We start from the raw sequence: 11,727 nt of genomic DNA on the forward strand, positions 1-11,727 counted from the left end.
TGATCGTCATCGTTCCGTTCGCTTGCGCATCCGGCTTTCGAGGCCGCGAAGCGCAAGCGACAGGCCGATCGTCAGCAGCAGATAGATGTAGGTGACGATCGAATAGGTCTCGAAGAAGCGGAACGAGCCTGCCGCATAGACCTTGGCCATCTGCGTGATGTCGGCCACGCCGAGCACGGAGACGAGCGAGGAGTCCTTCACCATCGAAACGAAATCGTTGGAGAGCGGCGGGAAGATCACGCGCATCGCCTGCGGGAAGACGATCAGCCGGAAGCGCTGGAAACGCGTGAAGCCGAGCGCCTTGGCCGCCTCGATCTGGCCCTCGTCCACCGACTGGAAGCCGGCGCGGAAGATTTCGGCGATGAAGGAGGCGTAACCGATCGTCAGCGCGATCACCGCCCGCCAGAGCAGCGAGACGTCGCGGACGAGGAGCTCCTCGACCCAGCCCCGCTCGATGAGCGGTGAAAGCGCCCAGTTGTAAAGCGCCACGAAGGCGGGTGCGCCGACGAAGGCGATATAGAAGAGCAGGACCAGGATCGGGATGCCGCGGATCAGTTCGACGTAGAAACGCGCAGCCTGTCGCAAGACGATGTTGCCCGACAGGCCAGCCAGCGCGATCGCCAGCCCCAGCGCCGTCGCGAGCCCGAAGGCCGCAAGCGTCACGCCAACGGTGATGCCGATGCCCTGCACGACGACGCCGAAAACCTGCGCATAGAGGTCGTTGACGGCGATGACGGCCGCAAGCCCTGCGGAAAGCACCCCGAAGGCGAAAAGCCACCACGGGAAATCCCCGGGGTCCGCGGTCTTCCGGCGCGGAGGCGCCATTCCCTACTGACCCATCTTGTAGTCGAGGAACCATTTCCTGTTCAGGGCCTCGAGCATGCCATCGGCCCTGAGCGCCGCTATCGCCGCGTTCACAGGCGCAACGAGGTCCGACCCCTTCTTGAAGATGAAGCCGAAGTCCTCCGTGCCGAGCGGTTCGCCGACGATCTTGAGCGAACCACCGGAAGCCTTCACATAACCTTCGCCGGCAACGCTGTCGGTCAGCACCAGGTCGACATCGCCGGCCTTCAGCGCCTGCACCGTCGCGCCGAAGGTCTCGAAGAGCTTGATGCGTGGGTTCTGTTCGTTGCCATCGAGAACCTCGTAGACGGCGGTGTAGAACGGACTCGTTCCCGGCTGTGCGCCGATCAGTCCGTTTTCAATGCCGGCAAAGCTCCTGGCGTCCGTGAAGCGCTTCTCGTCGCCACGTACCAGCATGAGCTGCTGCGAGCGCATGTAGGGGGTGGAGAAATCCACCTTCTCCTTCCGATCGTCCTTGATGGTGATGCCGGTCATGCCAATGTCGTACTGGCCATCGGAGACCGCCTGGATCATCGCGTCCCAGCTCGTGTTCTGGTATTCGACCTTGGCGTTCAGCCGTTTGGCGATCTCGTTCATCGCATCATATTCCCAGCCGATCGCCCGGCCGGATTTCGGGTCGACGAACTGAAGCGGGGGATAGGCGTTTTCCGTCACCACCACCACCGTGCGGCCCTTGAGGTCCGGGAGGCCGTCCGCGAGACTGGCGGCCGGAGCGAAAACGAGCGCGGCAAGGCCGGCGAGGACGGTGCGGCGGACGGGCATGGAACACTCCTCAAAAAAGCGGTTCTTCCGACTCTCACGAATTTCCGCCGATTGGCAAGCCGCGAATTGGCGCCCATCCAGGCGTGCGTTGCCTGCCGCGACGGATTGGTGGTTGTGCCGGAAAGCCTGTGGCCGCCTGAACCGAGGCTGGTTCCCTTCGGGGAACCAAGGGCGCGAAAACTGCCTTCTTTCGCGCCCGCCTCCCGCCTCCTATGGTCGCCCCGCCTGAAGAGACCAAAAGATTGGAGGATTTCCGTGATGCGGACATCGCACTATATGGCGCTGATCCTGACCGTGGCCGGAACGGTTGCCGGCATTGCCGTGCCGTCCTTTGCACAGGAGCCCGTCGTCGCGGCGGCGGATGCGGAAGCGCTTTTCACCAGTCCGGACCCGCGGCTGCACGCAAACAAGCAGGTTGCCTACCGGATCGTTCGCGACCTTCTCGAAGCAAACCACTGGGACAAGGCGGACCAGTATCTGACGGAGCGCTATATCCAGCACAATCCGAATGCCGCCTCGGGGCGTGCCGGCGTCGTGCGCTATTTCACCGAGATCCTGAAGCGGCAGCCAGGCCCCATACCGGACAAGATGAAAACGCCCGTCGCCTTCGTCACGGCCGAAGGCGATCTCGTCACTGTCGGTTATGTGCGCCAGATGCAAGATCCGAAGGATTCGTCCAGGACCTATACGACCACCTGGTACGATACTTGGCGGTTCGTGGACGGGAAGGCGGACGAGCATTGGGACCCCGCCGTCAGGAACTGAGCGGCACGTTCCGCATCAAACAAAAAAAGGCGGCTGAAAAGCCGCCTTTTCGATGATCCTGTCCGAAGCTTATTCGGCAGAAGCTTCCGCAGCCTTGGCTGCTTCTGCAGCTTCCGCTGCTGCCTTTTCGGCGGCCAGAGCCTGGGCGGCTGCGACCTTCTCAGCCTCGATACGTGCCTTCTCGTCGGCAGCGGCCTGACGCTCGGCTTCGTTCAGCTTGCGGGCGCGGGTGCCGGTGTTCTCGACGATACGAGCTGACTTGCCGCGACGATCGCGCAGGTAGTAGAGCTTGGCGCGGCGGACCTTACCGCGGCGGACGACTTCCACGCTTTCGACGAGCGGGGAGTAGACCGGGAATACGCGCTCGACGCCTTCGCCGTAGGAGATCTTGCGGACGGTGAAGCTTTCGTGCAGGCCGCCGCCGGAGCGGGCGATGCAGACGCCTTCATAGGCCTGTATGCGGGTACGGTTGCCTTCCGTGACGCGGACGTTGACACGGACGGTGTCGCCCGGAGAGAATTCGGGAAGGGTGCGCTTTGCTTCGATCTTGGCGACCTGTTCGGCCTCAAGCTGCTGAATGATGTTCATTGTCTCAAACCTTTGGTTCTTTTGAAACAGCCAGCGCGCTCATCGATACCCTTGGTCAAAGCCTCGGGATTTGCCTGTTCGGCAGAGCGGATTCGTCGTTCTTTGGTTCTGGTCGACGGGAGATTTCCCATTTCCGGGTGCGCCATTACACGAAACCGGCCCGCTTGTCATCCCGTTGATTGCGATTTTGTGACGAAAACGCCGCCGTTGCCGCCCTGTGGCGAAACGGATATGTAGTGGCGGGGATGAGGAAACATCATGACAATCACAATGATAGCGCTGCTGGCGGCCGCCGGCTTTCTGTCCGGTGCGGTGAACGCCATTGCGGGCGGAGGCACGTTCCTGACATTCGGCGCCATGACCCTTGCCGGCATTCCGCCGATTTCGGCCAACGCCACCTCGTCGATCGTGCAGTTTCCGGGCTATATCACCTCGACCATCGCCTATTGGGATGAAATCTCCCATCGCTGGCGCAGCGCGCTCGTGCTCGCCGTCGTCTCGGTCGTCGGCGCTTTCGCCGGGGCTTTCCTGCTTCTGTCGCTCGACAATCCCTCCTTCCGGGAGATCGTGCCCTGGCTGCTTGCCGCCGCGACGGCCGTATTCGCCGCCGGCCCCTGGCTGAAGCCGAAGAACTCCGCCGAGCGGTCGGCGAATTCGCCGGCCTGCACCATCGGGCAATTCCTGACGTCGATCTATGGCGGCTTCTTCGGCGCCGGAATGGGCATCATGATGCTGGCCGTGCTGGGCATCACGACCGGCGGCACCTATCATCATCTCAATGCGCTGAAGAACCTGCTGGCGGTGCTGATCGCCGCGGTCGCCATCATCGTCTTCGTCGGCGGCGGCGTGATCGCCTGGCCGGAGGCGCTGGTCATGATACCGGCCGGCGCGCTCGGCGGTTATGCCGGCGTATGGATGGCGCGGCGAGTGCCGCAGGCGGTCCTGCGCTGGTGTGTCGTGGCGGTGGGCGTGGCGCTGACGGTCTACTACTTCGTGACCGGCTGATCGGAAAGAAGGTCCGGCCGGCGCTTGGCCGTCAGTTTCCGTGCTTCCTCCAGCCGCCATCTGTCGATCGCCGCGTGATTGCCCGAGGTGAGCACGGCCGGGATCTCCCGGCCCTCGAAGACCTGCGGCCGCGTATACTGCGGATGTTCGAGCAGCCCGTCCTCGAAACTTTCATGCGTGCCGGAAAGCGCGTTGCCCATGACGCCCGGCAGGATGCGGATGACGGCGTCGAGCAGCGTCAGCGCCGCGGGCTCGCCGCCCGAAAGAATATAGTCGCCGATCGAAACCTCTTCGAGGTTGCGCGCATCGATCACCCGCTGGTCGACGCCTTCGAACCGGCCGCAGACGATCACCACGCCGTCTCCCGTTGCGAGTTCGCGCACCCTTTGCTGGGTCAGCGGCTTCCCGCGCGGGCTCATCAGCAGGCGCGGCCGGTTGTCTTCGGTCGAGACATGATCGATCGCCTTCGCCAGAATATCCGGCTTCAGCACCATGCCGGCGCCGCCGCCCGCGGGCGTGTCGTCCACCGTGCGGTGCCTGTCCTCGGCGAAATCGCGGATCTGCACGGTATCGAGCGACCATTGCCCGCGCTCCAGCGCCTTGCCGGCGAGCGAAAGCCCGAGATGCCCGGGAAACATTTCCGGGTAGAGCGTCAGGATCGTGGCGCGGAAGGTCATCACTTGCCCTTGCGGGGGAAGCTCGGCGCCGGGCCGTCATCCTCCGGGCTTCCGGTCAAGCCTGCGGCTTCGGGGTCGATGAGAATCCGGCCGCCTTCGAGGTCGATCTCCAGCACCGCGGCTTCGGAAAAGGGAATGAGGGCTGGGCGGCGGCCGGGACCCTTGAGCTCCAGGAGGTCGCCTGCGCCGAAATCATAGACCGCGCTCACGGTGCCGTAGCTCTTGCCGTCCTGATCGACCGCTTCGAGGCCCTCGAGGTCGGCATAATAGAACTCGTCGTCCTCCAGCTCCTCGTCTGGCAGGTTGTCCCTGTCTATGTAGAGGTCGATCCCGTTCAGCGCCTCTGCGGCGTTCCGGTCGTTGATGCCGCGGAAGCGGACCACCACGACGTTTTTCGCCTCGCGGATTTCGAGGATCTCGAAGGTCCGGCCATCTTCGCCGTGCAAATTGCCATAGTCGCCGAGCGCCGTCGGATCGGCCGTATAGGATTTTACGCGCACCTCGCCCCGCAAGCCTTGGGCAGCGCCGATGGTCGCCATCAGAACAGGGTTTTCGAGTTTCGGCATGCGGTTTGTTCCGGTTGTGTCGCGCCTCATTTAAGCGGAACACGGAGAAATGCAAACAGCAAAACGGGCGGCGCGTCGCCACGCCGCCCGTTGCCACAAAGGAATCGTGGCAAGCTTATGCTTCGGCGGCAGCCGCTGCAGCGTCGGCAGCCTTCTGGGCCTTCTCGGCGGCGCGCTCCTGGGCCTTCTTGCCCGGCTTTGCCTTTTCCGGGTTGTTCTTGGCTTCGCGCTGCGCAATGCCGGCTTCGGCGAGGAAGCGGAGAACGCGGTCGGTCGGCTGGGCGCCCTTGGCGATCCATTCCTGGATGCGCTCGGCGTTCAGTTCGATGCGCTTGGCGTCGTCCTTGGCCAGCATCGGGTTCCAGGCGCCGAGCTTTTCGAGGAAGCGGCCGTCGCGGGGCGAACGGGCGTCGGCAACGACGATGTGGTAATACGGACGCTTCTTGGAGCCGCCGCGGGCGAGACGAATTTTCAGGGACATTTCACTTACTCCTTGAGGTTTTTCTTGAGGCCGCCATCAGGCGGGCTGGTTCTTCGACGTGTTTCAGGCAGTTTCTTTCGTGCCGCCGTGTTCGGCGGCGATCGCTTCATGATGCCGGATGACTTCCTTGATGACGAAGTTCAGGAACTTCTCGGCGAAATCCGGGTCCAGATGCGCCTCCTTCGCCAGGTGGCGAAGGCGCTCGATCTGGTATTCCTCGCGCGCCGGGTCGGCCGGCGGCAGGTCGTACTGGGCCTTCAGGAAGCCCACTTCCTTGGTGCAGCGAAAACGCTCCGCCAGCATGTACACGAGCGCCGCGTCGATGTTGTCGATCGACTGGCGGTAGCTTGCGAGCCTGGCTTTCACTTCTGGATCAACCACGAATCTCCTCCCTTACTTCTTCTTGGGCAGGCCGGGAAGACCTGGGAACCCGCCGCCGAGACCAGGCAGCTTGCCGCCACCCAGACCCGGCAGGCCATCCATTCCGCCGCCCGGGAGGCCCGGCATCGAGCCGGGCTTAAGGCCAGCGGCTTCCGCCTGCTTCTGCAGTGCCTCGATCTGCTTCGGGTCGAGCTTGGAAAGATCGGGCATGCCGCCCATTCCCCCCATGCCGCCGAGGCCCATCTTCGAAGCGAGGCCGCCCATCATCTGCTTCATCATGCCGCCCTTGCCCTTGCCGCCCATCATTTTCATCATGTCGGCCATCTGGCGGTGCATTTTCAGAAGCTTGTTGATGTCGGAGGCATCCGTGCCGGAACCGGCGGCGATGCGCTTCTTGCGGCTGTGCTTCAGGATATCCGGATTGGCGCGCTCGGCCCTGGTCATCGAGGAGATGATGGCGAGCTGGCGGTCGAACACCTTGTCGTTCATGCCGGCCGCGGCAAGCTTGTCCTTCATGCCGTTCATGCCCGGCATCAGGCCCATGATGCCGCCCATGCCGCCGAGCGATTTCATCTGCTTCAGCTGTTCGGCGAGGTCGTTCAGGTCGAACTTGCCCTTGGCCATCTTCTCGGCCATGGCGCGCGCCTTTTCGGCGTCGATGTTCTCCGCGGCCTTCTCGACCAGCGAGACGATGTCGCCCATGCCGAGAATGCGGTCGGCGATGCGGCGGGGATGGAATTCCTCCATCTCCGTCATCTTCTCGCCGGTGCCGATGAGCTTGATCGGCTTGCCGGTGACGGCGCGCATGGAAAGGGCAGCGCCGCCGCGGCCGTCGCCATCCATGCGGGTCAGCACGAGGCCGGTGATGCCGACGCGCTCGTCGAAATTGCGGGCGAGATTGACGGCGTCCTGGCCGGTCAAGCTATCGGCGACGAGCAGGATTTCATGCGGATTGGACTTCCGCTTGATCTCCGCCATCTCCTGCATCAGCGGCTCGTCGATATGCGTGCGGCCGGCGGTATCGAGGATGACGACGTCGTGGCCGCCGAGCTTTGCCGCCTGCACCGCGCGGGCGGCGATATCGGTCGGCGACTGGCCGGCGACGATCGGCAGCGTGTCGACGCCGGTCTGGACGCCCAGCTGGCGAAGCTGTTCCTGGGCTGCCGGGCGGCGCGTGTCGAGCGACGCCATCAGCACCTTTTTCTTCTCGCGGTCGGTCAGCCGCTTGGCGATCTTGCCGGTCGTGGTCGTCTTACCGGAACCCTGCAGGCCGACCATCATGATGACGACCGGAGCAACAGCATGCAGGTCGATGCCGACGCCTTCGGAGCCGAGCATCTCGATGAGTTCGTCATGGACGATCTTGACGACCATCTGGCCGGGCTTGATCGACTTCAGGACTTCCGCACCGACGGCTTTTTCCCGCACCCGATCGGTGAAGGAGCGCACGACTTCCAGCGCCACGTCCGCTTCCAGAAGCGCACGGCGAACCTCGCGCAGAGCGGCGGAGACATCCGCCTCGCTCAATGCGCCACGGCCGGTCAGTCCACTCAAGATGGAGCCAAGACGGTCCTGGAGGCTTTCGAACATCGTTTCTTCCTTCTAGACGTTTCGGAGTGCCCAAAACGTCGGGTCTTTCTGCGACGAAAACAAGACGCAAAGCCAAAAAGCACCCGAGGGCGCAACGCGCTGTCGGGTGTTGACCTCCGGGCTCGGTCTGTCGGCCCCGGTCGGCGGCTCCAAGTTCTCGACTTGTCAGCAGATCGCCGAGCTTAAACAGGAAAAGGGCGGGAAAGTCAAGTTTGCACCCGAGCTTTGCGCTTTCCCGCTCGTTTCAGAAGCCGGCAGGCCCTGGACGACGTCATTTCCGTCCGTATCGGGCGGTGTATTCCGCTTCATAAGCCTCAATCGTGCTGTTCCATTTCAGCGTCGCCTCCGCGCCATTCTCCTTCGAGGCGTTTTCGGCGAGTTGGCGAACCCATTTGCCTGCCTCCTGCGAATATTCGTAGGGCGTCAGGTTGTGTTCATCGAGGACTTTCTGCGGATCGATTCCCGCCTTCGTCGCGGCTTGCAGGTGGCCCTGCACGCGCGCGTAATCGTCGAAGGTGGCGAGCTTGTTCTTCGTCCCGACCGGCTTGCCGGCATTCTTGAAACGGCCCTGATTGGGATCTCCGAACGCCGTGCCATAGACCCGGAAGGTCTCACCCGCCGGATTGCCGTTTTTCAGCACCCTGAGGAAATGTTCGTTCACCTCCTCGAAGGCCGCGTCGTCGATCTGGAGGACGTTGAGGACTTCGCCCCGATCCATCTTGTTCGCGAGCCGGCCATTGGCCGAGGCCCATTCCTCGAAAGTGACGCCGTGGACGGGTGCCGGCAGTTCCTCGGCTCGACCCGTCATTGGAAGGGTCATCAGAACGAGCGTTGCGGCAAGAAGGGTTGTCTTCATATCGGGCATGAAATCTCCGGGTCTCTGTATTCGACGCTCACCCTACCTATGGCAGGTTCCCCGAACGGCAAGCGCGCTATTGCGGATGGATGCCGCAATCCCTACAGATTTTCCGTGGCGGATGGACCCGCGCGGAGGCTCCACCCGTGAAATGACCGGCGAAGATCGCCAAATTCTGACGAATCCGGAACCTTGATCATGCAAATCGAACTCGAAGCGCCACCAACCCGGATTGAACGCCTGAAGGCCATTACCGACGCCACCCACGAGCGTCTCGACAAACGCATCATGGCAGCGGGACCTTTCGATAGCCGCGAGCGCTACGCCCTGTTCCTGGATGTCCAGCACCGTTTTCATGCGGATGTCGATCCACTCTATAACGATCTGCTGCTGGGTCGCCTGGTGCCGGATCTTCCGGGCCGCGCCCGGCTTTCGCTCCTTCGCCAGGATATCGCAGACATCAGCGGGGTCATGCCGGCGGCCTCCCACGTCGAAGCTTCCCCGCGGACGAGCCCGGCGGCGCTCGGCTGGCTTTACGTTGCCGAGGGCTCCACTCTCGGCGCGGCCTTCCTCCTGAAGGAAGCGGCGAAGCTCGGCCTTTCGGCGGAATTCGGCGCCCGCCATCTTGCCCCGCATCCGGAAGGGCGCGGCCTGCACTGGCGAACGTTCGTCGCGGCGTTCAACGCGCTCGATCTTTCCAAGGCCGACGAGGTGGAGGTTGCCGAAGGCGCGAAGGCGGCCTTCCATCGGGTGCATGCGCTGGTGGAGCAGGTGTTCGGATAATTCGGGACGGAGGTCGCGGGGCGGCTCGCCGCGTCCGTTCTCTCCGCCCCGAAAGGGTGCGGCGGGCCTGCCTTCATCCAAGCCCTTGGGATCGCCAAAAGCAAAGGTCGCCGGGTGACGGGTTTGCGCATTCACGGCCACTGGTAATTTTCATGCAATTCCGCCATATACGCCGAGAAGTGTGCAATTAATTGCACGGATGGATTGGCGTCATGGCAGATTTGGTCGAATTCGCGCGGATGAACGGGCTTGGCAACAAGATCCTGGTCGTCGACATGCGCGGTCGCGCCGACAAGGTCACGCCGGAGGCCGCAATCGCGCTCAACGCCGATCCCGCCACCCGGTTCGACCAGATCATGGCGATCCATGATCCGAAGGCCCAGGGCACGGACGCCTTCATCGATATCCTCAATTCCGACGGCTCCAAGGCGCAGGCCTGCGGCAACGGCACGCGCTGCGTCGTGCAGGCGCTCGCCGCCGAGACCGGCCGCAAGGCCTTCACCTTCCAGACCGTCGCCGGCATTCTCAACGCCGTCGAGCACGAGGACGGGACGATTTCGGTGGACATGGGCAAGCCCGTCTTCGAGTGGAACAAGATCCCGCTCGCCGAGGAATTCTTCGACACCAGCCGCATCGAGTTGCAGATCGGCCCGATCGACGCACCCATGCTGCATTCACCGTCGGCCATGTCGATGGGCAATCCGCATGCGATCTTCTGGGTCGACCGCGATCCGATGAGTTTCGATCTCGAGCGTTTCGGCCCGCTCCTCGAAAACCACCCGATGTTTCCGGAAAAGGCCAATATCACGCTGGCCCAGGTCACCTCGGACGCGTCGCTGCGTACCCGTACCTGGGAGCGTGGCGCGGGGCTGACGCTCGCCTGCGGCTCGGCCGCCTGCGCCTGCGCCGTTTCTGCCGCCCGCACCGGGCGCACCGGCCGCAAGGTGACGATCGACGTGGCCTCCAGCCCGGTCCGCCAGCCGCTCGTCATCGAATGGCGCCAAGACGACCACGTCGTCATGACCGGCCCTGCCGAATGGGAGTGGTCCGGCAAGGTGAACCCGGCGACGGGTGTCTTCCTGCGCGATGAAGAGCCGGAAAGCGTGGCCCCCGGGAGCCTTGCGAAGTGAGCGGCGTCGAGGTCATCACCTTCGGCTGTCGGCTCAACACCTATGAATCGGAAGTGATGCGGGCCGAGGCCGAAAAGGCGGGGCTCAACAATGCGATCCTCGTCAACACGTGCGCCGTCACCGGCGAGGCGGTGCGGCAGGCCCGCCAGGCGATCCGCCGGGCGCGGCGCGAAAATCCGCATGCCCGCATCATCGTCACCGGTTGCGCGGCGCAGACCGAGACACAGACCTTCGCCGACATGGCGGAAGTGGACGCCGTGCTCGGCAACGAGGAGAAGCTGACAGGCGCTTCCTACCGGTCACTGCCGGATTTCGGCGTGCCGGCGGAAGAAAAAGTCCGCGTCAACGACATGATGAGCGTCAAGGCCACCGCACCCCAGATGGTCAGGCATATCGACGGGCATGTGCGCGCCTTCATCCAGGTGCAGAACGGCTGCGACCACCGCTGCACCTTCTGCATCATCCCCTATGGTCGCGGCAATTCCCGCTCGGTGCCGATGGGCGCCGTGGTCGAACAGGCCCGCAAGCTCACGGAAAGCGGTTATCGCGAGATCGTGCTGACCGGCGTCGACGCCACCAGCTACGGCGCCGACCTGCCGGGCCAGCCGTCGCTCGGATATCTCGCCAAGACCTTGCTGAAACAGGTGCCGGACATCCTGCGGCTCCGCCTGTCGTCGATCGACGGCATCGAAGCCGACAAGCATTTGTGGGATCTGATCGCCGACGAACCGCGCTTCATGCCGCATCTCCATCTCTCGCTGCAGCATGGCGACGACCTGATCCTGAAGCGGATGAAGCGGCGCCATTCGCGCGCCGAGGCGCTCGCCTTCATCGAGCAGGCACGCCGCCTGAGGCCCGACATCGCTTTCGGGGCCGACATGATCGCAGGCTTCCCGACCGAGACGGAGGAGATGTTCGAGAATGCCGTACGCCACGCGGAAGAGGCGGGCATTTCCTTCCTGCATGTCTTTCCCTACAGCCCGCGGCCCGGCACGCCGGCAGCCCGGATGCCGCAGGTCGACCGGAGGCTGGTCAAGGATCGCGCGGCGCGGCTTCGTTCACGCGGCGAGGCGCTGCACCATGCCCATCTCGACCGCATGGTCGGGACCGAGCAGACGATCATCATCGAGATGAACGGCATGGCGCATACGGAAAACTTTTCGCTGGTCGCGGCGCCGGGCCTTGTTCCCCGCGACCTCAAGCGCGTTATCATTACCGGCCACAACGGCAGGCACCTGGAAATGCAGGTGGCGCCGGCAATGGCGGCATAACCGGAAGA

At 63.6% G+C, this 11,727-nt stretch carries 14 protein-coding genes; 5 read left to right on the forward strand and 9 right to left on the reverse strand.

The annotated features are described in order from the left end of the window. Nucleotides 1-6: 6 nt before the first annotated feature. Nucleotides 7-825, reverse strand: coding sequence for an amino acid ABC transporter permease (locus tag ACFFP0_RS13025; protein ID WP_377261196.1), 819 nt, complete (start codon nt 823-825; stop codon nt 7-9). Between the two features lie 3 nt (nt 826-828). After that, nucleotides 829-1,626, reverse strand: coding sequence for a transporter substrate-binding domain-containing protein (locus ACFFP0_RS13030; protein WP_377261198.1), 798 nt, complete (start codon nt 1,624-1,626; stop codon nt 829-831). Nucleotides 1,627-1,884: 258 nt separating this feature from the next. Here ACFFP0_RS13030 and ACFFP0_RS13035 point away from each other — a divergent pair, with 258 nt between their 5' ends. Beyond that, a complete protein-coding gene (locus ACFFP0_RS13035) occupies nt 1,885-2,391 on the forward strand; it encodes a nuclear transport factor 2 family protein (RefSeq protein WP_377261306.1) in 507 nt (168 codons plus the stop codon). Nucleotides 2,392-2,460: 69 nt separating this feature from the next. Here the strand turns inward: ACFFP0_RS13035 and rplS are convergent, their stop codons facing one another. Next, complete coding sequence (rplS, locus tag ACFFP0_RS13040) at nt 2,461-2,979, reverse strand: 50S ribosomal protein L19 (protein ID WP_377261200.1); 519 nt, start codon at nt 2,977-2,979, stop codon at nt 2,461-2,463. Nucleotides 2,980-3,237: 258 nt separating this feature from the next. On the opposite strand from rplS, the gene ACFFP0_RS13045 reads away from it, so the two are divergent. Further along, nucleotides 3,238-3,984, forward strand: a complete 747-nt coding sequence (locus ACFFP0_RS13045; protein WP_377261202.1) for a sulfite exporter TauE/SafE family protein — start codon at nt 3,238-3,240, stop codon at nt 3,982-3,984. Here ACFFP0_RS13045 and trmD read toward each other — a convergent pair. The 6 genes from trmD to ACFFP0_RS13075 form a co-directional block, all read right to left on the reverse strand. Then, entirely contained in the window at nt 3,966-4,661 is a 696-nt protein-coding gene (gene trmD / locus ACFFP0_RS13050; protein WP_377261204.1) for a tRNA (guanosine(37)-N1)-methyltransferase TrmD, read from the reverse strand. The two genes, ACFFP0_RS13045 and trmD, sit on opposite strands and share 19 nt — an antisense overlap. Then, the gene (rimM, locus tag ACFFP0_RS13055; RefSeq protein WP_377261207.1) at nt 4,661-5,227 is read right to left on the reverse strand and encodes a ribosome maturation factor RimM; all 567 of its coding nucleotides are present in this window, start codon (nt 5,225-5,227) and stop codon (nt 4,661-4,663) included. The genes trmD and rimM overlap by 1 nt, the downstream gene beginning before the upstream one ends. Nucleotides 5,228-5,342: 115 nt before the next feature. Beyond that, a complete protein-coding gene (gene rpsP, locus ACFFP0_RS13060; protein WP_377261209.1) occupies nt 5,343-5,708 on the reverse strand; it encodes a 30S ribosomal protein S16 in 366 nt (121 codons plus the stop codon). Between the two features lie 63 nt (nt 5,709-5,771). Then, nucleotides 5,772-6,089, reverse strand: coding sequence for a chorismate mutase (locus ACFFP0_RS13065; RefSeq protein ID WP_377261211.1), 318 nt, complete (start codon nt 6,087-6,089; stop codon nt 5,772-5,774). A 12-nt stretch (nt 6,090-6,101) separates the two neighbouring features. Further along, a complete protein-coding gene (gene ffh / locus ACFFP0_RS13070) occupies nt 6,102-7,679 on the reverse strand; it encodes a signal recognition particle protein (protein WP_377261213.1) in 1,578 nt (525 codons plus the stop codon). Between the two features lie 271 nt (nt 7,680-7,950). After that, nucleotides 7,951-8,544 carry a hypothetical protein gene (locus ACFFP0_RS13075; RefSeq protein WP_377261215.1) on the reverse strand — a complete coding sequence of 198 codons (594 nt, stop codon included), beginning with the start codon at nt 8,542-8,544 and terminating at the stop codon, nt 7,951-7,953. 189 nt (nt 8,545-8,733) lie between these two features. Between ACFFP0_RS13075 and ACFFP0_RS13080 the strand changes: the two genes are divergently transcribed. The 3 genes from ACFFP0_RS13080 (at nt 8,734) to mtaB (ending at nt 11,719) form a co-directional block, all read left to right on the forward strand. Beyond that, the gene (locus ACFFP0_RS13080; RefSeq protein WP_377261217.1) at nt 8,734-9,318 is read left to right on the forward strand and encodes a biliverdin-producing heme oxygenase; all 585 of its coding nucleotides are present in this window, start codon (nt 8,734-8,736) and stop codon (nt 9,316-9,318) included. Nucleotides 9,319-9,530: 212 nt separating this feature from the next. Continuing rightward, nucleotides 9,531-10,448 (forward strand): diaminopimelate epimerase, encoded by a 918-nt coding sequence (gene dapF / locus ACFFP0_RS13085; protein WP_377261220.1) that lies wholly within the window; start codon nt 9,531-9,533, stop codon nt 10,446-10,448. Beyond that, the gene (gene mtaB / locus ACFFP0_RS13090) at nt 10,445-11,719 is read left to right on the forward strand and encodes a tRNA (N(6)-L-threonylcarbamoyladenosine(37)-C(2))-methylthiotransferase MtaB (protein ID WP_377261222.1); all 1,275 of its coding nucleotides are present in this window, start codon (nt 10,445-10,447) and stop codon (nt 11,717-11,719) included. Before dapF ends, mtaB begins: the two co-directional genes overlap by 4 nt. The last annotated feature ends 8 nt before the right edge of the window (nt 11,720-11,727 follow it).

It is taken from the genome of Neorhizobium puerariae (assembly GCF_042429745.1).
Classification (GTDB): Bacteria; Pseudomonadota; Alphaproteobacteria; order Rhizobiales; family Rhizobiaceae; genus Neorhizobium; species Neorhizobium puerariae.

What these genes read in the sequence shown, in the direction of transcription:
- ACFFP0_RS13025 (WP_377261196.1), bottom strand. Translation starts at nt 825, where the DNA reads ATGGCGCCTCCGCGCCGGAAGACCGCGGACCCCGGGGATTTCCCGTGG.
- ACFFP0_RS13030 (WP_377261198.1), bottom strand. Translation starts at nt 1,626, where the DNA reads ATGCCCGTCCGCCGCACCGTCCTCGCCGGCCTTGCCGCGCTCGTTTTC.
- ACFFP0_RS13035 (WP_377261306.1), top strand. Translation starts at nt 1,885, where the DNA reads ATGCGGACATCGCACTATATGGCGCTGATCCTGACCGTGGCCGGAACG.
- rplS (WP_377261200.1), bottom strand. Translation starts at nt 2,979, where the DNA reads ATGAACATCATTCAGCAGCTTGAGGCCGAACAGGTCGCCAAGATCGAA.
- ACFFP0_RS13045 (WP_377261202.1), top strand. Translation starts at nt 3,238, where the DNA reads ATGACAATCACAATGATAGCGCTGCTGGCGGCCGCCGGCTTTCTGTCC.
- trmD (WP_377261204.1), bottom strand. Translation starts at nt 4,661, where the DNA reads ATGACCTTCCGCGCCACGATCCTGACGCTCTACCCGGAAATGTTTCCC.
- rimM (WP_377261207.1), bottom strand. Translation starts at nt 5,227, where the DNA reads ATGCCGAAACTCGAAAACCCTGTTCTGATGGCGACCATCGGCGCTGCC.
- rpsP (WP_377261209.1), bottom strand. Translation starts at nt 5,708, where the DNA reads ATGTCCCTGAAAATTCGTCTCGCCCGCGGCGGCTCCAAGAAGCGTCCG.
- ffh (WP_377261213.1), bottom strand. Translation starts at nt 7,679, where the DNA reads ATGTTCGAAAGCCTCCAGGACCGTCTTGGCTCCATCTTGAGTGGACTG.
- ACFFP0_RS13075 (WP_377261215.1), bottom strand. Translation starts at nt 8,544, where the DNA reads ATGCCCGATATGAAGACAACCCTTCTTGCCGCAACGCTCGTTCTGATG.
- ACFFP0_RS13080 (WP_377261217.1), top strand. Translation starts at nt 8,734, where the DNA reads ATGCAAATCGAACTCGAAGCGCCACCAACCCGGATTGAACGCCTGAAG.
- dapF (WP_377261220.1), top strand. Translation starts at nt 9,531, where the DNA reads ATGGCAGATTTGGTCGAATTCGCGCGGATGAACGGGCTTGGCAACAAG.